The organism is Streptomyces sp. NPDC087787, from assembly GCF_044743035.1.
Lineage (GTDB): Bacteria > Actinomycetota > Actinomycetes > Streptomycetales > Streptomycetaceae > Streptomyces.
The window spans coordinates 178,673-197,988 of the sequence record NZ_JBIUVQ010000014.1; the positions used below are offsets into that span (position 1 = coordinate 178,673).

The window sequence follows — 19,316 nt, forward strand, 5'->3', positions numbered from 1 at the left end:
CAGACCCTCGCTGCGCATCCTAGTGGTTGCATGTGACATGAGAAGAGGCGGTGAAGGACGGGACTACAGGACATACGGCCCGCATGATCACAATGGGATGTCGCGCTTCATACAGACGTATGGCGATGACGAGAGTCCAGTTCTTCGCATACCTGATGAAACCACCCCAAGATGACCTGGCCGCGCGAGTCGAGGACCATCCCGCTCCCCACTGTCGTGCACGCGCATGACTCGGAGAGCATGCGAGACCTCCGCACAGTCGTCACTCCCGGGCTCCTGGCAGTCGCCCCTGCACCGCGGAAACTCGTTGACGCCCCGACGTGTACGAGTTCCGTCATCCGCCCTTCCTCTCCACCTGAGGAAGACTAGGGTCACCGTCAGGCACATCGGCAAGGGGAGCCGATGCGGGCAGCGCCAATGGGGGAACAATGGCGAACGACACCAGGACCGACGTAAACGTCCGCGGACTGTTCGACGACTTCGGTGCCTTCCGCACTCCGACGAGCGCGGACTTCGGCTCGGTGCTGACGAACGGCATCGTCACCCCTGACGCCAACGTTCTGCTCAATCTCTACCGTTACACCGAACAGGCGCGTGCCGACCTCTTGGCAGCGCTCGGCGCCCTGGGTGATCGCTTATGGATTCCCCACCAGGTTCTGGTGGAGTTCTGGCGGAACCGGGAGACCACGATCTCCGACGCACGGTCGACCAGCGCCAAGGCCGCCCAGGAGATGAGCGGCCACTCGGTGCAGGCGGTGCAGACACTGCGCACCTGGGCCAACCGGGTCGCCTTGAGCGACGACGACTTCGACGACCTCCGCGATCGGTTGAGCGAGGTCTTCGAGGAAGTCCGAAAGAAGATCAACGAGGTCGGCGAGGGCGAGTGGCAGCACATCGAGCATGACACGAGCACCGATCCGGTGATCGCCAAGCTGGAGCCGTCACTGACCGGCAGGGTAGGGGCTCCCTTCTCTCCGGAAGACCACACCTCGTTGACCGCGTTGGGTCAGAAGCGTGTCGCCCAGCGCGTTCCACCCGGTTACATGGACGCCAAGAAGGACGGCGACGGAGCGGTCGGGGACTTCTTCGTGTGGGAACAGCTGCTGCGCGAGGCATCCCGTCGTCAGTGCGACGTCCTGTTCGTGACCCCGGACGCCAAGGAAGACTGGTGGCGCAAGGAGCGGGGCCACAACCGCGGCCCGCGCCCGGAGTTGACGGCGGAGCTCCGGGCCCGTGGCGGAGGCCGACTCTTCCTTCTGTCACCGAAGCAGTTCCTGGAAGTCGCCGCCCCCGTTCTGCGGCTCAGTCTTCAGGCCGGTTCCGTCGAGGACATCGAGCGGGTCGAGCGCATCGAAGCAGGGGCCACTTACGGCGGATGGACCTCCGAGGCCCTTGAGGCTCTTTTCCGCGGGTTGGCGTACGAGGGGTACACCAACCGCGTTGACGTCATCCGCTACGCGGCAGAATCAGGCGGCCACGTGGAAGCCGACTTGGTCTACGAAATCTGCGACTACGACGAAGATCGAACTCTGAGAGGCTTCACCAAGCCGATCACCCGGATCAGCCGCAAGCTGCAAAATCAGGGGTTGATTCCGGACTCGGCGGTGCCCGTCCTCAAGACTGAATACAGGAACGGCCCGGGGCCTGCATCGGGCTTCACAGTCCACCCGCTCCTCGTCCCCCTCATCAACCATGCAGGGGACGACGAGGAGTCGTGACGCGACGCCGACGCTCGGTGTGAGCATGCCGTCCCCTGCGCCCGTTCTCGCGCCGCCGCGTCCGCAGCCGGCCCGAGAACCGCTCTCGCACACACCCCAGCAGTGGCCGAAAAGCATGAGCGCGAAACAGTGGTGCACTACCGTCGCTTCCGCTGCGCACCCTCCCGGAGGGTACGTCTGCGGTGTTCGGATGCCGGTTCCCGGCTGTGACTGACGAGTGGTTTCCGCCGCGTGTCGCACGCGGCGTGATGCGGATGCCCGGAAGGGCGGTCCCGCCATTCCCAGCTCACGCCGAGGAGTGGACATCCATGAACCCCGTCGAGTACACGCCTGCACGTCGTCACCTGCTTCGCGAGATCCTGGTCAATGTCGCCGCGGTTGTCGTCACCCAGCTCGTGGTGACGGCCCTGGTGGCGGCAGCGCGCCTGCTCTTCTGACGCAGGCCAGTGGCGGGCCCGGAGAGCCCGCCACTTCGCGTCCGTCCGCATGCCTCAGAACAGACGCAGATCGGGTGAGTGCGGGCCCACGTTCTGGCTTCTCCTGCGGGAGCGCCGCCCCCGGCGGGGCCGGGGCAGGTGCGGCACGCGTGCTTCCTCCGGCAGGTTCTCCCAGGTGGGGCGCAGCCCGTGCACCTGGAGCCCGCCAACCATGTCCTTCAGGTAGCTCCGGGTCTCCTCGTCCGTGGAGTAGAGCACCGTTGCCCGGCTCGCCCGGGTCATCAGCACGTGGTAGGCGTGGCGGACCAGCCGGGCGAACTCCTGCTCACCGACGCTGCCCGCCTTCACCTTGGGGTCGAACGAGCCCGGTACGGCGACCCGCTTGACGCCGGACTCCGGGTCCTTGCGCTCCTTGCCCCGTCGGAACACCCACCGGCCGTCCCGACGCACCATGTCCTCACCCAGGATCACACCGCACCAGTCCCACTCAAGACCCTGAGCCGTGTACACACAACCGATCTGATCAAGCCCTCTCTCGTGCACGGACCAGATCTTGGACGGCGGCGCCCCGTTCTCGCAGACCGCGTCGCTGTCCGCGTTCCACGGTCTGTGCCAGTCGCCGATCCGCACGTCGGCCTCCAGCCGTCTCTCCTTGCCGATCGGCTTCGTCCAGGGCCAGCAATACCCCGCGACGAGACGGGCGGACGCCCCGGCCAGCGCTTCGGTGCGGATGATCCGTTCGAGTTCCTCCGGGCTGTCCGCCACCTCCACGTGCATCAGTCCGTCCGGCGTCCACTGCTCCGGTTCCTCGTCCGCCACCCCGAGTACGGCGCGCACCCAGCGGATGTAGGCGTCGCTGCCACCGCAGCGGAACTGTTCCCGGAGTTGGTACCGGACAAGACCGGCGCCGTACCGTTGCGCCGCGTTCTCGATCAGCTCGACGGTGCCGACCTCGTTCGGCCGCACGGACTGCCCCTCGTCGAGGACGAACACCGTCATACGGGACGCGTCGAGAAGCTCGTCGACCTGGGGTTTGGTTCCCTGGTGCTCGGGCTTCCAGAAGCGGTTGGTCGAGCGGTCCCGCAGGCGGTGTGCCTCGTCGCAGATCAACACGTCCAGCGGCGGATCCGGCGGGGTGACGAAGTTGCTGAAGTAGGTGAAGGTCTCCTTGAACTCCCGGTCCCCGTAACCGACGTGCTCCTGGATCGCCCCGTTGAAGGCTCTGCTGCCGCTGGCGTACTTGACCGTGTGGCCGCCTGCCTCCAACTCCGCCTTGATCTGGAGGCCGATGGCGCTCTTCCCCGTACCGGCACCACCGGTGACCAGGAAGACCACGCGCCGCTCGTCCGGCACGAGGGCGGGGCGCTGCGGATCCGGGAGGACTTTGGCCGCGGTGTCCAGGATCTGGTCGGCGACCTTCTTCTGCCGGCCGCGCAGGGTGAAGACGGTGTCCTCTCCACGGGAACGGATCATGGCGTCGAGCAGAGGTGTGTTGCGTAAGCCCATGTTCTGCAGCAGTAACTCGGCCGCGGACGCGCAGCCTTCGTCGGCGAAGTGCTTACGGAGGTCGGAGATCAACTGCTCGCGTCGGTCGTTCGTGTAGACGCGGGCGTAGGCACCGGTCGGAGCGTCCACGTCGACCAGGGGCCGGACCGAGGCGTCGGTGGCGTTGTGCAGGTAGGCGAAACCGCCGCATTCGAAGTCCAGCCCGTGCAACGGTCCCCTGTCGCCCGTGAACGCCTCGTAGTACTCGCGCAACTGCAGGGCGGGGTGCTTCTTCCTGCCCATTCCCGGTACGTGCACCAGTTCCGCTGTGGCTCGTTCCACTCTGGTCACCATCGACCAGCGCTTCAACTCGACCAGTTGAACGGACAGGCCACTCTCCTCCGGGTGGTGGCCCACGAGGACGACGTCGATGAGCCTGGGGTCGCCGGGGCGGTCGGCCTCGTCGAGGGTGGCAGCGCAGTCGACGATCATTTCCACGTTTCCGCGCCCGGCGGCGACCAGGTCTTGCGCGAGGCTCACGAGGCTCTCGGCCCACGCGGAACGTTCCGACAGCGAGGCGTCGGCGCCTCGGAAGTGCCGCCATCTGGCTGCCAGGTGGGGCACCATACGACGCCTTGAGTTCAGGGTCAGCAGATCCTGTGCTGCCAACCTCATGAGGAGCATGGACACGAGGTGGATCCCCCAGGGCACGAGTGACTCGTGCGGGTGGGGGCGTGTCCTCGTGGGAAGCCCGTCGGGCCGCAATCAGTACCCGGGATCTTAGGGAGACCAGCCGCCTACGGACGACGACGACACCGTGGTCGACGCGAAGCGTAGCCATCATGGCCGGATCGTGTGCTCCGTGGCGAGGGGTCCCCCCGTCACACCACGGAAACCCGCTGCTCCCTTCGGCCACCGACCAGTTCCCGCAGCTTCTCTCGCGTCTCCGGGTCCGTCGAGTACACGATCGAGGACGTCCTCCAGCACGTCTGGGTCGCCGGCCCCGGCGCCGCCAACCCCGGCGAGCTCCTCTCCAGCCCGCTGACCCCGCTCGATCGTCGCCAGGCCCAGGCCCTCGCGATCGACCTCGCCCGCCTCAGCACCCCCACCGAGGGCGGCTTCTGCACCTTCCAGCCCGTCGTTGAGGGCGGTTCCTGCCCGTTCAACCTCGACTGCGAGAACTGCGACAAGTTCGTCATGTCCGGCGCTGACCTGCTCTACTGGCGCCGCAAACGCGAACAATGGCACTCCATCGCCGAACGCGCCCCCGACGACGCCACTGCCGACTACCTCCACGAGGCCTTCGCCCCCACCTCCCGCGCCATCGACGGCCTGGAGAAAGCCCTGGCCGGACTCGGTCTGCTGGACGATGCCCTCGCGCTGGATCTGCGGCGTCCCCAGGACTACTTCCAGCGCCTGTGGAGCATCGGCTTCCGCGCGACCGAGCTGGCCCGCGCCGCCGATGACGACGACAACCTCGACGAGGACGAGGAGATCCCGGCATGAGTGAGCAGATCCCGCCGCCCCGGACGGCCGCCGCGCTCCAGGCCCGCCGCCAGCGAACCCACGCCAAGGTCGATCAAGTCCGCACTGCTATCGCAGAGTTGAGGCGACAGGAGAGCCCGTCACGGTCGCTGCAGTCGTCCGCCGGACGGGAGTTTCCCGCACCTTCCTCTATGAGAACTCCGACGCCCGCGCACTCGTCGCCGACGCCGTCAACCAAGGCAGCATCACCCGGAGCCGAACCGGCAACTGCCCCAACCCTCAGGACCAAACCCCTTGGCGAGAGCGGACTTTGAACGCCGAGGACGCCCTCAAGGCCGCGTACGCGGAGATCCGCAGCCAGCGAAGCTGGATCGCCCACCTCATGGGTCAGGTCCGCGACCTCGAAACCAACTGGAGCGACGAATCGATCGAGCGGATCACCACCGAGAACACGAACCTCAAGCAGCGAGTCCGCCAACTTATCCAGGACAAGCGCACGCTCGAAGAACGCCTCCAGGCAGCCCGTTCCAACGGCCGCTTCCAGGACCGCCGCATCTCCCAGCTCGAAGCCCCTCAATGCCGGACAGGCACCATGAGCCGACATGGTGGCTGCGTAGGTGAGATGCAGGAACGAATGTTGGCGAGTGTTGGCAGCGGTTCCTGGCGCAGGGGGCAAGGAATGTCGGCCGGAAGCAGAAACAGTCGAAAGGTCGCACACCGATGCGACGCATCCATCCGGGGAGTCCGGGTCTGCAACGTCCGCCCCACCGGCACCGTGGGCCCTCAGATCGAACTGAAAGCCGCCATCGAGGCACCGGCGTCCTCGTCGCGACCACCTGAGCCGAGCGGGCCGGGCTCAGCAGTCGTAGCGGTGGGTGTACGGGGTCTCCGGGCAGATGCGGCAAATAAAAAAGTACATGCCGCCGAGGTCGCCGAGGGCCATGCCGTGCCCGAACGCGTCGAGGGCGCCGGGGTCCGCCTCGGCCCGCCAGGACGGGATCGCGTCCTCGTCCTGGCGGGGGTCCCGGTCGTCCAGGGGGAGCCAACGGCCCACGCCCGGTTCGGTCGCGGTGATGCTGAGCAGGTGTTTCATGCGGGTGCCGCAGCATGCGCAGTCGGGCCAGTCGGGCGGCTGAGTCCACCCCGGGTAGCCGCCGACCTTGCTCTGCTGCGTGGTGGCCACCTCGAAGTAGTCGTAGCCCCGTTCATCCTTCAGGGCCTCGAACCGCTCGTCGAGCAGTTCGCCGAGCTCTTCCGGCAGGTCCCAGTTCGGGTACTCCACAGCTGGTGTGGGGGACACCGTGCAGGGACGCGGCCGGTAGTCTTCCTCCACGGTGTGCGGGCGAGGCGGTTCGCCGGCAGCGGCGCCGGCGGCTGTCAGCGCCGAGTTGCGCCAGTAGAGCCGGGGGTTGGCCGCGTACTGGTCGTCCTCGTGAACGAGCGGGCACCACAGGAGCTGCAACAGGTCGGTGCCGGCGGGAAAGACGAGGTCGGGCACGTGCCGTGCGTACAGCTGGACCACCGGGACCATCGCGACCGGCTCGGGCCCGACGGGCGCGCTGAGCGGCTTGTAGTGGCCTGGTTCGGCGCACATCGGCCAGGGTTCGTCGGCCGGCCACAGCAGCGGCCCGCCGATGGAACTGTCATCCGGGCCCGGCTGCCCGGCCCGGGGGTAGAGGAGGATGACCTCGCGGACCGTACCGGTCAGCTCTGGAAAGGCTGCCTCGACCTCGAAAGGGATGGGCGCCAACGGCCGCGGCCCGGTCCGCCGGGCTTGAGCACTGTCCTGCTGCGTGTGCCCGGATGGCATGGGTGCCTCCTGCTACTGGTGGTCGAACACCACCGACCCTAGCCTGCGTCACCAACAGCCGACGGTCCCGCCCTTACCCCCGGTGCACCGCCTCCAGCCCGTCGGCGAGGGCTGACCAAACATTGGGCTTCGGCAGCACCCGGTCCCCCTAATCGTGTAGAGCACATTCATGGTCCCGAAGCAAGAACCCAGGTGCTCTCGTAACTCGGCGACATCGCTTTCCCGGGGAACGGAACGTCCTCACCGCTGAGAGACAGCTGCTCTCAATACTCGGATCTGGCACAGATCTTGGGGAGCCGTCACGGCGAGTCACCGATGCGGCATCTTCCACGCCCTGGACGACGTGCTCGGCCTGTATCTGCCCTGCAGGCGGTCCGGGAGGAGACGGTGAGGGACACCTGGGGGCACGCTAGGCTGCGGTTCTTCGGCGGATGGGGGCATGGCATGTGGCAGCGGGGGATATGGGTGGTCGTACTCGGCGCGGCCCTGGTGGTCCTCGCCGGCTGCGGTTCCAAGACCGCCGAGACCGATGCGGAGGCGACAGATGTGGCCACGGCCGCCGCCTGGACGCTCGCCGCTCCGATTCGCATCGACGGCGTCCGTGCCGCCGACGGCGGCCGGTCTCTGGTAGTCAATGCCGAAGTGCCCGACGGGGCACGCGACTGCGTGCGCAGCCTGCGCGGTGAGCTCGACACCGTCGAGCACGGCACGGTATACGTGAAGGTCACGTACGAGACCCGTTCCCAGGACCAGGACTCCGGCTGTACCGGCACGCGGCGGGTCAAAGCAACGGTGAAGCTGGGCGAGCCCCTGGGCTCCCGCAGGGTCATGGTGAACAGCATGGACGTGTACACCCCCGTAGGTGCCACGCCACCCGCCCTGCGGCAGTGCGGTGAGAACGGCTGCGACCCCACGCCGCCGCGTTGCACCTCGTCCTCGTACCGACAGGCGGTCAACGACACGGACATCCCCAAGCACACGAGCTGGGAGGAACGCGGCTGCGACGACACGTGGCTGGTGCTGGACCTGTCGACCCGGATGGGGCCGGCGTGCGGTGACGCCGGTGACGGATGCTCCTCCTCTGGTGTCTCCCAGCGCTGGTTCTACCAGGCCGAGTCCTCGGGCTGGCGGCCGGTCGCCACGAACGGCGATGCGGGGTGCGGCGGGATCCACAAAGTCCTGCCGGAATTGCCCGAGCACCTCTGTGCGTCGCTGCCGCGTCTCGACCGCGGCTGATCCCCCGAACCTGCGGCTGCTTGGTTACTGGAGCAGGATCAGATCATTTTGCGGAGTAGTTCGAATCCGGCCCGCCCGTAGAGCTGCCTTTTGATCTTTTTCGTCCGACGGCTCTCGGTTCGAACGACCAGTGACCCGCCGTGACGGCTCCCCAAGATCTGTGCCAGATCGCAATACTCACCTACAAAGTCAGACATGGCGAACATGCACGCCACGTGAAACACCAGGTCGAGGCTGCAAAACTCGCTGATGAGGTCGGAAAAGTCGAGTGCAACCCCTCCGGGCAATGGGCGTGGCTGGAACCGGAGACCGGGCTGCCGATGGTGGCGGCGATGGCGGATCTCCTGGAGAGGAAGACGGCGTGAACGAACAGGAGCTGAGGTCACGGCTCGTCGAGCGACTGACCGACAGCGGACATCTGCGAACCGGGCCCTGGCGGGAGGCCGTGTCCGCGGTTCCGCGCCACGAGTTCCTGCGTGGCGGCTTCTTCCAGCAGGTCGACGGCTCGACGCCGACCGCCTGGGCCCCGGTCATGCCGGACGACCTGCGGTGGCTGGAGGCGTGTTACGACGATGCCTCCCTGGTGACGCAGGTCGCCGGAACGATCGTGCCCGGGGACGTCCACGGGGAGATCATGCGCGCCCCCACGTCGTCCAGCACCATGCCCGGCCTGGTGGTGCGCATGCTCGAAGACCTCCAGGTCGACGCCGGCCACCGTGTGCTCGAGATCGGCACGGGCACCGGCTACTCCACGGCTCTGATGTGTCACCGACTCGGCGACGATTCGGTGACCTCCGTCGAGGTCGACGAGGGCGTTTCCGCCCGCGCCCGCATCGCGCTGGGCCAGTGCGGGTTCGCACCGAACCTGATCGTCGGCGACGGTCTTGCCGGGTACGAGAACGGGGCCCCCTACGACCGGGTGATCGCCACCTGCGGGCTCCTCACCGTCCCACGCGAACTGATCGAGCAGACCCGTCCCGGTGGGACCATGCTCGTCACCCTCGGCGGTTGGCTGTACTCCTCCGAACTGGCCAGGCTCACGGTGCACGAGGACGGCACGGCATCCGGCCGCTTCCTCGGCGGACACATCTCCTTCATGCTCGCCAGGCCACAACTGCCGCCGCCCCTGGGGCTGCTCCCCGATCTCGACGAGGGCGAGGAGCGACATGCGGTCCTCGGCGCCGACGTGATCGACGACTGGAGCACCCGGTTCGTCGCCCAGCTCGCCGCGCCACGCGCTCAGTGCGTCCGCCTCACCCGCGAAGGCCGCACGGAACACCTGTTCCTCGACGTCGACACCGGCGCCTGGGCAGTGCTCCGGGAGTACGACGGTCGGTGGACGGTCCGGCAGGGCGGGCCGTCCCGCATCTGGGACGCCGTCGAGGCGCACGTCACCCGGTGGCGCGGCGCCGGGGCGCCGCCGTTGGAGGAGTTCGAGATCACCATCAGGTCCGGACAGCCGGCGGTCACCTGGCCGGGCCGCTGACCCCTGTCCCACGCATGCGCTCCGCCTCACGAGCACCGCGGGGCGGAGCGCCTCGCTGTGCCGGCCACGGCCTCGGCCGAAGGTCGCGCTCTCACCACATCGGAACCGGTCGGGCTCGGCGTCCGGCAAGAACTGCGAAGCGGCGGTGCGCTGTTCTCCGTCCCGCGTCTCTCGCCCGTACTGCCGCGTACACGGCCGCGCGCCGCCACGGACGACTGTCCGGCGTCGGCGCGTCACCACTGGTCACGGTGTGCCACAGGGCGCCACCGTGAGTGCATGACCGCAACTCAACCACCCCTCACCGCCCACCTTTTCGCGATGCGCTTCAGCTCCACCCCGCGCGGCGCCCGCCTGGCCCGGCGACTGTGCGGACACCGGCTCGACGCCTGGGGCATCCCCTACGGCAGTGACGCGCACGACGTCGTCACGCTCGTCGCGGCGGAGCTGTGCGCGAACGCTGTACGCCATGGGCATGTCTCCGGCCGGGACTTCCACGTCCTGCTCACCGCGGACCCGGCCACGGCGACCGTACGGATCGAGGTCAGCGACACCCGGGGTGAACGACTCCCCGCCGTCCCGCCGGACAACGGCTCCACCACCGACGCCCTCGAGGACTGCGGACGCGGCCTGCTCCTCGTCGAGGCGCTCGCCGACCGCTGGGGCTGCTCCCCACGCGCTGGAGGCGGGCCGGGCAAGACCGTATGGGCCGAGTGCACCGCCCCGGTCTGACCTCGACGACATAGACCGTCCAGTTCACGGCGTCCGGCTGGACGCACCGAATCCGTACCGGCGAGACTGATCCCGAACCACATCGAAGACGACTTCGGACGCTCGACGGGGCGAGGGCGAGAGCCAGGTGCCGGACGTACGACGGATCGCGGAAGTAGCGCACGCAGCGGGGTGCGGTGCAGGCGCGTGCTCGCGCTGCAGGCCGCTCAGGAAGTCGATGGCGGCGCGCGCCAGGGTCGCCACGAGGCGTACCTTCGGGTCGTTCTCCGCCGACAGCAGCCGGGCCGTGGGGGCACCTCCCGGCGGCCAATCCATCTGCGGGACGACCGGTTCACGGGCGGCAGCCGTGTTGAGGCAGGCCAACGCCTGGTCCACCCGTACATCGTTCTCGGGTTCCTGGTGGCGCTCCTTCCCCTGGTCGCCACCGCCGGACCCAGTCCGGCCCTTCTGAAGCGCCCCGCCGAGCCGCTCCTGGCAAGCGGCACCCCGGGACGCTCAGGAGCCCGCTCCGAACACCTCGATCTCGCAGCGTGCCGCACCGCTCCGGGCGATCCTGGCATCGCACGTCAGTAGCGGTACGCCCAGGGTTTCGGCCAGCGCGACGTACTGCGCGTCGTACGCGGACAGGTTGTTCGAGAGGTCTTTGGCGCGCTCCCAGAGGATCAGCGTCTCGTGTCGGTCGATGGCGAGGTCACGGTAGGTGGCCAAGGCCTTGCTCAATTGCCTTTCGGTCAGCTTCGGCTCGCCGCCGCGCCGACCGCGCGCCAGGCCGAGCAGGGCGGACATGATCTCGTAGTCGATCAGGTGAGGGGCGGCGAGCCGGTCTTCCTTCGCCACGCGCTCCCGAACCTGGTGCCCGGTCGGCCCCGCATCGGTGAGGAAGAACACCAGCGCGGAGCAGTCGGTGACGATCAACGGCCGGACCTCGCGTCGTCGATCGCCCCGAAAACGTCCGAGGGGCTCAGAACGGCGCCTGCCTGTGCTTCGGCACGGGCGGCGGCTTCGGCCAGTGTGGGCCTCTCCGCCTCACCGACGAGCAGATCAAGCGCGTACGCCTGGAGAGATTTGCCCGTGCGGGCCGCGCGCGCCTTCAGTATGGCCAGCGTGTCGTCCGGAACGTCGCGGATCGTCAAAGCAGTCATGCAGGCATTTTAGCTGCATCAGCTGCATTGTGCAGCACGAAGGTGAAGCGCGAGCAGAACAGTCGAGTGATCAGCACCTGCCCAGGAGAGCGGCCGTGCAGGTGATCCGACCGGTCGGCCGGCTGCACGGGGTGGCGAACGGAACGGGGGCGTCATGTGCTGCGCCGGTACTGAGCCGGTCGGCAGAGGGCCATGACGTCCCGAGCCATCCGGCACCCGACCACCGAACGGTCCCGGGCTCACCGCCGAGGTGGCTGCTGCTGATGTCTCCATGGCAAGGACGCCGAGCCATGGGCCCGGTCACCGGTCCGAGGGTCTCGCCCCGGAGTCCCCGGGCCGGACCAGCCCCGTCTCGTAGGCGAGTACGACCGCCTGAGCCCGGTCCCGGAGGGTCAGCTTGGCGAAGATGCGGGCCACGTGGGACTTCACCGTGGCTTCGCTCAGGGTCAGTTCGGTGGCCAGTTCGGCGTTGGACAGGCCGCGGCCCAGCAGGGTGAGGACTTCCAGTTCGCGCGGGGTCAGCGCGGCCAGGTCGGTGGGTACGGCGGGTGTGCGGGCGGGCTGCGAGGCGAAGCGTTCGACCAGTCGGCGGGTGATCGACGGGGCCAGCAGGGCGTCGCCGGTGTCGACGAGGCGTACGGCCGCCGCCAGGTGCTCCGGGGTGACGTCCTTCAGCAGGAAGCCGCTGGCCCCGGCGGACAGCGCGGTGTAGACGTAGTGGTCCAGGTCGAAGGTGGTGAGGATGAGCACCCGGCAGTCGGGGAGCCGTTCCAGGATGCGGCGGGTCGCTTCGAGGCCGTCCATGTTCGGCATGCGGATGTCCATCAGGACGACGTCCGGTTTGAGTTCGCTCGCTGCCGCCAGCGCTTCCTCGCCGTCCGCCGCCTCCCCTACGACCTCGATTCCGCGGGCGTTCAGGATCAGCCGGAAACCGGTTCTGATGAGGGTCTGGTCGTCGGCGACGAGGACGCGGGGAGCGGGCCCCGCGGCGGCCGCCGTCATGGGCGGTCCAGGGGGATGCGTGCCCGCACCCGGTAGCCGCCGCCCAGTCGGCGGCGGGCGTCCAGGTCTCCTCCGTACACCGCGACCCGCTCCCGCAGACCGAGAAGTCCGCGGCCCGTGCCGTCACCGTGTCGCGGGGCGGCCGGGGTCGAGACGGGCCGCGCGGGCGCGGTGCCGGTCAGCACGCTCGGGCCGGTGTTCAGCACCTCCACCCGCAGGGCGTGGTCCGCGAACCGCACGGTCACCTCGGCCTTGCCGCCGTCACCGTGTTTGAGGGCGTTGGTCAGCGCCTCCTGGACGATGCGGTAGGCGGTCACGTCGACGCCCTCGGGCAGCGGGCGCGGCTCGCCGGAGATCCGTACCTCCACGCGCAGTCCGGCGAACGAGATCCGGTCGACGAGCGCGCCGAGCCGGTCGAGGCCGGGCTGCGGCGCCGGCCCTGTGCCGTCCTCGTCGCCTCCCACTCCCTGGACCAGGTCCTCGTAGTCCGTGTCCTCGCCGCTCTGCGACGGCGCCAGCAGGCCCAGCAGGTGCCGCAGGTCGGTCATCGCCCCGCGCCCCGCGTCCTCCACGGCCCTCAACGCCGCCGCGGCCTCGTCCGGCATGGTGCCCAGCACCTCCCTCGCAGCCCCGGCCTGAACCACCATGAGGCTGACATTGTGGCTGACGATGTCGTGCAACTCACGGGCGATACGGTCGCGTTCGGCCGCCACCGCGGTACGGGCGGCGCTCTCCCGTTCCCGCTCCAGCAGCCAGCCGCGTTCTCCCACGACGGTCCGACACCGGCGCCTGGTGCGCACGAGCGCCACCGCCAGCCATCCGGCGGCCGCGCACGTCACTGCCAGCGCCGCCACCAGGGCGTCCGGCTCCCACTCCCACACGACGGTCACCTTCGCAGAACGGCGTCCGATCCGCATCAGCCTGTGGATCCATGGCGCTGCATCCGGAGGATGAGGTGCGCCTCCGAGTGCCGTCCGGAGGGCGATGTCCACGCACGCGTCTTCGCCTAGCGTCCCGTGCATGGTCACTGAGGACAGCAGCGGAGAGGCCGTCGTACGACTCGACGGTGTACGCAAGGAGTACGGCGGGACGACGGCTCTGGACGGGGTGTCGCTCGAGATCCGGGCCGGGGAGGCGGTCGCGGTGATGGGGCCCTCGGGATGCGGCAAGTCCACGCTGCTCAACATGATTTCCGGCCTGGACCGTCCGACGGGCGGCACGGTCCTCGTACATGAAGAGAACGTCGGGGCGCTGAGCGAGAAGGGCCTCGCCCTGTACCGGCGGCGGCGGATCGGCATGGTCTTCCAGTTCTTCAACCTCATCGACGACCTGTCCGCCCTGGACAACGTCACCCTGGCCGCGCAACTGACCGGCACCCCGGCCCGGCAGGCCCGCCGCCGCGCCCTGGAACTCTTCGAGGAGCTCGGCATCGCCGACCGGCGGAACGCCTATCCAGCCGTACTCAGCGGCGGCGAACGGCAACGCGTCGCCGTGGCCCGGGCCTTGATGAACCGCCCCGCCCTGCTGCTGGCCGACGAGCCGACCGGCGCCCTCGACAGCCGCTCCGGCGAGCAGGTGATGGACCTGCTGCTCGACCTCAACCAGATCGGCCAGACGCTCATCCTGGTCACGCACGACGAGCACCTCGCGCGGCGCTGCGCCAGCAGGCTGGTCCTCCTCGCCGACGGCCGGGTGGCCGGCGAGCACACCCTGGAGGCGTCCGCATGAGGGCGGTGTGGCGGGCCGCGCAGGCGGCCGTACGGCGGCGCAGGCTGCAGACGTTCGTCATCTGGCTGGTCACGTTGACCTCGACCGGGGCGATCGTGGTCGCGCTCGGCCTCGTCGACTCGGCGTCCGCCCCGTTCGACAAGGCGTTCGCCGAGCAGCGCGGCCCGCACGTCGTCGCCGCGTTCGATCCGGGGAAGGTCTCGGACGCGCGGTTGGCGCGGGCAGCTCGCGGGCCCGGGGTGGACGCCGTTGCCGGGCCCTTCGCGCAGGCCGCGCTCGACCTGCCGAGGGACGGCGTCCACGGCCTTCCCGGCGCGGTCACGGTCGTGGGCCGCCCCGGTCCCGGAGGCCCGGTGGACCGGGTTGACCTGTGGGCGGGCCGCTGGGCCACCCGGCCCGGTGAGATCGTCGTGAACCGGCAGTCGGACTGGACGCCGCACGACCTCGGTGAGCGGATCAAGGTGCCCTCCGGGCCGACGCTGACCATCGTCGGGTTCGGCTTCGAGATGAGCCGCACCGCGGACGCCTGGGTCGCGCCCGGGCAGATGCCGGCCCTGCACCCGACGGCCACCCAGATGCTGTTCCGCTTCACAGACGCGTCCTCGGAGAGCCGGCTCCGCGCGAACCTCTCCACGGTGACCGCGGAGTTGCCCGAGGACGCCCTCACCGCCTCCCAGTCGTATCTCACGCTCAAGAGCCAGGTGGGGAGTTCGGCGCGGGCCTACGCCCCGTACCTGATGGCGTTCGGGGTTCTCGGCATCGTGGTGGCGGTGCTCATCGTCGGCAACGTGGTGAGCGGCGCGGTGATCTCCGGCTTCCGGCACATCGGCATCCTCAAGGCCCTGGGGTTCACGCCGGGGCAGGTCGTCGCCGTCTACCTCACGATGGTCTCCGTTCCCGCGGTCGCGGGCTGCGTGGTCGGCACCGTCGTCGGGAATCTGCTGGCGCGTCCCCTTCTGCAGTTCGTGTTCATGGGGCCGGACGCGGGCATGTTCCACCACAGCGTCGGCATCGCGCCCTGGGTGAACGTGGTCGCGCTGCTCGGCATGCCCGCCGTCTGCGTGCTCGCCGCGCTGGTTCCGGCGGCGCGCGCCCACCGGCTGTCCGCGGCGCGGGCGATCAGCGCCGGCAGCGCCCCGCGCGCCGGGCGGGCGCTGGGCATTCAGCGCCGGCTGGCGGGCAGCCGGCTGCCGAGGTCGGTGAGCCTGGGGGTGGGCCTGCCGTTCGCCCGGCCGGGCCGCAGCGGCCTCACGCTCGCCGCCGTCGTCCTCGGGGTGGCCACCGTGACGTTCGCGACCGGCCTGGGAACGACGATGACCAGGTTCGGGAACGCGGGGCGGGACGACTTCCAGGTCACGGTGTACGCGGGCAGGGCCGGCCACGGCAAGGTGATCGAGCCGGAACACGGGGACCTCGCGCTGCAGTCGCTGCTGCGCTCGCTGCCCGGTGCGAGCGGTGTCACCGCGAGGGGGGTCGCGGAGGCCCGTATCGCCGGCTCGGTGCGGTCGGTGTTGCTCGAGGGACGCCGCGGTGACCGGCCGCAGTCGGGCACCGTGCTTGTCAGGGGCCGGTGGACGAGCCGTACCGGCGAGGTCGTGGCCACCTCGGCCTTCCTGCACCGGCACGGCCTGCGGGTCGGTGACCGTCTCGTCCTGGAGAAGGGAGACCGCCGGGAGAACGCGGTCGTGGTCGGTGAATGCATGGAGACCAACGGCCAGTTGGTCTTCGCCGAGTGGTCGACGTTGACGGCGCTGTCCCCGGGTGAGAAGCCCATCGCCTACCTGATCTCGTTGCGCGGCGGCGCGGACGCGAGCGCCTACGCGCGTGCCGCCAGGACCGTCGATTCCGGGGTCGACCCGGTGCCACAAGGCCCGAACACCACCACCCAGACCATCGTCGGCTCCGCGGCGCTGCTCACCGCGATGCTCACCGTGGTGGCCTCACTCGGCGTCCTCAACACGGTCGTCCTCAACACCCGCGACCGTCGCCGCGACCTCGGCATGCTGAAGTCGATCGGCATGACGCCACGGCAGGTGACCGTGATGGTCGTGACGTCGATGGCGCTGCTCGGCGCGGTCGGCGCCCTACTCGGTGTTCCCCTGGGCATCGCGGGCTACGGCCTGGTGGTGCCGCGGATGGCGGACGCCGTGGACATCGTCCTGCCCGCCTTCATGACGGACGTCTGGCGGGCCGGCACCCTGGCTCTCCTGGCCGTGTCGGGCGTCGCGATCGCGGTTCTGGGCTCCTTCGTCCCGGCACGGGGCGCGGCACGTCTCACGGTCGCGGAGGCGTTGCGCAACGAGTAGGACTCCTGCGGTGGGCTGAGCCGTGTGCACCGGACCTCGGAAGAGGGGACGCGGGAAGCTGCCGAAGAGTCTCCGCGGCCTGAGCTGAGGGGGTGGCCCGTGAGGCGATGCAGCCGCCCGGCGACACGGCCCCCGCTGCGGCTACTTCAGCTTCCACTCGCCCGTCTGGTCGGCGAAGCCGGAGTCCATGGTGAACTGGACGGCGTCGAGCTTGGAGCCCTTGGGGACTTCGAAGACGATCCAGCCGAGGCCCTTGGCGCCGGGCTTGAGCTTCAGGCTGGAGGACATGGACGGGCCGGCCGTGATGTCCGCGAAGGTGGAGTCGAACTGCTGGCCCTCGCTGTCGGCGACCTGGGCACCGTTGGACGGGCTGTCGCTGTAGACCGCCTTGCCGGTGTTGACGAGCTGGAACTGCACGCCGACGAAGCGCTTGCCGGCGTCGGGCTCGGTGAACTCGTCGGCCGGCTTGCCGGGGTCGGCGATCTTGACGACCGTGACGTCGAGTTGGCTGCCCTTCTCGAAGCCCTTCAGGGTGAGGGTGTCGCCGACCTTGGCGGCCTCCGAAGACTTCCCCTTCTTGGCGTCCTTGCCGTCCTTGCCGCCGTCCGCCTTGGCGGCGGCGTGGTCCTTCGGCTTGTCGACGACGGTGCTGCCGGTGTCGCAGGCGCTGATGGTGAGCGCGCCGACGGCGACGGCGACGAGGGCGGCGGCGATTCTGGTACGGGCGTGCATGGTCCCCCCAAGGACAGAGCTGTGTGGATCACGGCGCACCCCCACCGGCTGTCAGCGAGCGGAGGCTCACGGATGACAGTACGAGCACCGCGTTGATCGTGTCAACAGATTGACCAGTCGAGGGCTGCGTTTACGTGGGCACGGTCATGGTGATGGTGAACTCCGTGAACACCGGCAGTGCGGAGCCGTTCTCGCGGCACGCCGAAGCACCGCTCCTGTCGGCTGCGGGAGCGGTGCCTGCGTAGAGGGGCCGAGGGGCCGTGAGCCCGTTCGTGTCGGTGCGCTGAGGGGGCTCAGCCGTTTGGCTCCAGGGCGCCGTTGGCGAGGCCGTCGCGGGCCAGGGCGGCGGCGTCGCGGCTCAGCTCGGCGATCCTCCTCGCCCGCTCCTCGAACTCCTGGAGGGCACGGAACGCCGCCCCGTAGCGGCGCTGTTCCGCGATGTCCATCTGGGGGACGCGGGCGCCCTTGCCGTCGAGGCGGAAGGTTCCGCTGGCGCTGGTGGACCGGCGCGTGTTGGCTGCGCTGCGCAGGAACCCCTGGAGGAAGTCGGTGTCGAGCTGATCGCTGATCGACACCGGCTCGGCGCCGCCGTACTCGACGAGACCGGCGCGGGCGAGGTCGGCGACGCCGACGGAGGGGCCGTCAGGGGCACTCAGGCGTCCCCCGGCGCCCAGGGCCGGGAGAAGTTCGGCGAGTATGCCGACCTGTTCCGCCAGCTCGCTCCGCAGCTGCTGGTACTCGGCCACGTAGTCGCGGTGGGACTCGCGCACATAGCGGCCGGGGGTCAGATCCACGACGTCGTCGAGCAGTTCGATGAGAGCGACGTCCGTCGTCTGGTCCGGCCGTGGGTCCAGGGGGCCGTCCGGATCGTTCCGGGTCAGGTCCACCATACGGACGCTGGTGGCCGCGTCGCCGAGGGAGAGCGGCCGGTGCAGTTGCCAGATGTGCACCGGCAGGGCGTGCGAGACGGCCGAGCCGGGCGGCAGGGCCGTGACCTGGGTGAGGATGCCTCGGCGTACGAGTTCGGCGCGGATGCGGCGGCCGGCCTTGCGGTAGGCCACCGAGGCGGGCATGACCATGATGACGCGGCCGCCCGGAGCGGTGTGCGCGTACGCGTGCTGCAGCCAGGCGAGTTCGCCTTCCGCCCGGGACGGGATGCCGAGTTCCCACCTTGGGTCGAGCAGGAGCTCCTCACGCCCCCAGTCGGTGTCGCCCACCGGAGGGTCGCAGACGACCAGATCGGCTTTGACCTCGCTCCACCGGTCCTCACGGAGAGAGTCCCCGGCGGTGATGTCGGCGCCCGTCCGTCCGGTGAGGTCGGCGCGCAGTTGCGCGAAACGGGCGCTGCGGGCGTCCACCTCCTGTCCGATCCGCCGCGGTCCCCGCTCGGGTCCGACGGCGAGCAGCAGGGTGCCGATGCCGCAGGCCGGATCGAGGACGGTCGTGTCGTCCGCCACCTCGCCGGCCAGGTGCCGAACGGCACGGACGATGCGAGGAGAGGTGACCTGGTCCGAACCGGCCCTGCGCACGGAGTCGGTGAAGCGTTCGGCGAGGGCGTCGACCACCTCGCCGGGCGAGCCGCTGTCCGCCAGGCGCCGGGCCAGGGTGACGGCGTCCTTCGGCAGGGCTTCCGGCCGCTTCGTACGGGCGCCGGCGAGTACCGTGGCGACGTCGGCGAGCGCGGTGACCATGTCGTCGCCGTACGCTCCGCGCAGCACCTGCCAGAGTTGCACTTCCTCCGAGAGGTCCTGGCCCTTGCGCTGCTTGTCCAGCCAGGCCTTGACCTCGGCGAGATCGAAGAGCGGACTGTTGGCGCTTCCGCCCGTCGGTGCGGGGAAGTCGTCGTACCGCCGACGCCAGTTGGAGACCGCTGCCCGGGTGACACCCGCGAGCCGCGCGATCTCGGAGCCGGTGACGAGAGGACCGGCTGGTGGGGCGGCGTTGTCCGTCATGCAGCCACCGTACACGGCGCCTGTTTTTCGCATCAACGGAAAAGTGGTTGACATGGTACACATAGGGC

Annotated in this window: 16 protein-coding genes and 2 pseudogenes; 9 read left to right on the forward strand and 9 right to left on the reverse strand. The window is 69.5% G+C overall.

The annotated features are described in order from the left end of the window. Positions 1–428 precede the first annotated feature (428 nt). Entirely contained in the window at positions 429–1,718 is a 1,290-nt protein-coding gene (locus ACIOWN_RS22865; RefSeq protein ID WP_401983221.1) for a PIN domain-containing protein, read from the forward strand. Positions 1,719–2,026: 308 nt separating this feature from the next. Continuing rightward, a complete protein-coding gene (locus ACIOWN_RS22870) occupies positions 2,027–2,155 on the forward strand; it encodes a DUF6408 family protein (protein ID WP_401983222.1) in 129 nt (42 codons plus the stop codon). A 54-nt stretch (positions 2,156–2,209) separates the two neighbouring features. Here ACIOWN_RS22870 and ACIOWN_RS22875 read toward each other — a convergent pair whose 3' ends face one another. Then, the gene (locus ACIOWN_RS22875; RefSeq protein ID WP_401983223.1) at positions 2,210–4,180 is read right to left on the reverse strand and encodes a DUF2075 domain-containing protein; all 1,971 of its coding nucleotides are present in this window, start codon (positions 4,178–4,180) and stop codon (positions 2,210–2,212) included. A gap of 315 nt (positions 4,181–4,495) precedes the next feature. On the opposite strand from ACIOWN_RS22875, the gene ACIOWN_RS22880 reads away from it, so the two are divergent. Continuing rightward, on the forward strand, positions 4,496–5,146 hold the full coding sequence (locus ACIOWN_RS22880) for a hypothetical protein (RefSeq protein ID WP_401983224.1): 651 nt from the start codon (positions 4,496–4,498) through the stop codon (positions 5,144–5,146). Positions 5,147–5,981: 835 nt separating this feature from the next. Here ACIOWN_RS22880 and ACIOWN_RS22885 read toward each other — a convergent pair. Next, complete coding sequence (locus ACIOWN_RS22885; RefSeq protein ID WP_401983225.1) at positions 5,982–6,935, reverse strand: hypothetical protein; 954 nt, start codon at positions 6,933–6,935, stop codon at positions 5,982–5,984. A gap of 444 nt (positions 6,936–7,379) precedes the next feature. On the opposite strand from ACIOWN_RS22885, the gene ACIOWN_RS22890 reads away from it, so the two are divergent. The 4 genes and pseudogenes from ACIOWN_RS22890 (at position 7,380) to ACIOWN_RS22905 (ending at position 10,386) form a co-directional block, all read left to right on the forward strand. Next, positions 7,380–8,171, forward strand: a complete 792-nt coding sequence (locus ACIOWN_RS22890) for a hypothetical protein (RefSeq protein ID WP_401983226.1) — start codon at positions 7,380–7,382, stop codon at positions 8,169–8,171. A 263-nt stretch (positions 8,172–8,434) separates the two neighbouring features. Next, positions 8,435–8,536 (forward strand): annotated as a pseudogene (locus ACIOWN_RS22895) (ATP-grasp ribosomal peptide maturase); the annotation flags it as partial. Further along, entirely contained in the window at positions 8,533–9,657 is a 1,125-nt protein-coding gene (tgmC, locus tag ACIOWN_RS22900; RefSeq protein WP_401983227.1) for an ATP-grasp peptide maturase system methyltransferase, read from the forward strand. The pseudogene ACIOWN_RS22895 and the gene tgmC, both read left to right, overlap by 4 nt. 276 nt (positions 9,658–9,933) lie before the next feature. Continuing rightward, complete coding sequence (locus ACIOWN_RS22905) at positions 9,934–10,386, forward strand: ATP-binding protein (protein ID WP_401983228.1); 453 nt, start codon at positions 9,934–9,936, stop codon at positions 10,384–10,386. 151 nt (positions 10,387–10,537) lie between these two features. On the opposite strand, the pseudogene ACIOWN_RS22910 reads toward ACIOWN_RS22905, so the two are convergent. From ACIOWN_RS22910 to ACIOWN_RS22930, 5 genes and pseudogenes are all read right to left on the reverse strand, one after another. Next, a pseudogene (locus ACIOWN_RS22910) lies at positions 10,538–10,758 on the reverse strand (ABATE domain-containing protein); the annotation flags it as partial. Between the two features lie 123 nt (positions 10,759–10,881). Next, positions 10,882–11,301 carry a type II toxin-antitoxin system VapC family toxin gene (locus tag ACIOWN_RS22915; RefSeq protein WP_100571489.1) on the reverse strand — a complete coding sequence of 140 codons (420 nt, stop codon included), beginning with the start codon at positions 11,299–11,301 and terminating at the stop codon, positions 10,882–10,884. Continuing rightward, on the reverse strand, positions 11,298–11,528 hold the full coding sequence (locus tag ACIOWN_RS22920; protein WP_401983229.1) for a FitA-like ribbon-helix-helix domain-containing protein: 231 nt from the start codon (positions 11,526–11,528) through the stop codon (positions 11,298–11,300). The genes ACIOWN_RS22915 and ACIOWN_RS22920 overlap by 4 nt, the downstream gene beginning before the upstream one ends. A gap of 300 nt (positions 11,529–11,828) precedes the next feature. After that, a complete protein-coding gene (locus tag ACIOWN_RS22925; protein WP_401983230.1) occupies positions 11,829–12,530 on the reverse strand; it encodes a response regulator in 702 nt (233 codons plus the stop codon). Continuing rightward, positions 12,527–13,447 (reverse strand): sensor histidine kinase, encoded by a 921-nt coding sequence (locus ACIOWN_RS22930; protein ID WP_401983231.1) that lies wholly within the window; start codon positions 13,445–13,447, stop codon positions 12,527–12,529. Before ACIOWN_RS22930 ends, ACIOWN_RS22925 begins: the two co-directional genes overlap by 4 nt. 103 nt (positions 13,448–13,550) lie before the next feature. Here ACIOWN_RS22930 and ACIOWN_RS22935 point away from each other — a divergent pair, with 103 nt between their 5' ends. Both ACIOWN_RS22935 and ACIOWN_RS22940 read left to right on the forward strand, forming a co-directional pair. After that, complete coding sequence (locus ACIOWN_RS22935; RefSeq protein WP_401983232.1) at positions 13,551–14,258, forward strand: ABC transporter ATP-binding protein; 708 nt, start codon at positions 13,551–13,553, stop codon at positions 14,256–14,258. Continuing rightward, positions 14,255–16,564, forward strand: coding sequence for an ABC transporter permease (locus ACIOWN_RS22940; protein ID WP_401983233.1), 2,310 nt, complete (start codon positions 14,255–14,257; stop codon positions 16,562–16,564). Before ACIOWN_RS22935 ends, ACIOWN_RS22940 begins: the two co-directional genes overlap by 4 nt. Before the next feature lie 141 nt (positions 16,565–16,705). Here the strand turns inward: ACIOWN_RS22940 and ACIOWN_RS22945 are convergent, their stop codons facing one another. Together ACIOWN_RS22945 and ACIOWN_RS22950 are read right to left on the reverse strand one after the other, a co-directional pair. Next, the gene (locus ACIOWN_RS22945; protein WP_401983234.1) at positions 16,706–17,296 is read right to left on the reverse strand and encodes a DUF4352 domain-containing protein; all 591 of its coding nucleotides are present in this window, start codon (positions 17,294–17,296) and stop codon (positions 16,706–16,708) included. A 293-nt stretch (positions 17,297–17,589) separates the two neighbouring features. Further along, positions 17,590–19,248, reverse strand: coding sequence for an N-6 DNA methylase (locus tag ACIOWN_RS22950; RefSeq protein WP_401983235.1), 1,659 nt, complete (start codon positions 19,246–19,248; stop codon positions 17,590–17,592). Between the last annotated feature and the right edge of the window lie 68 nt (positions 19,249–19,316).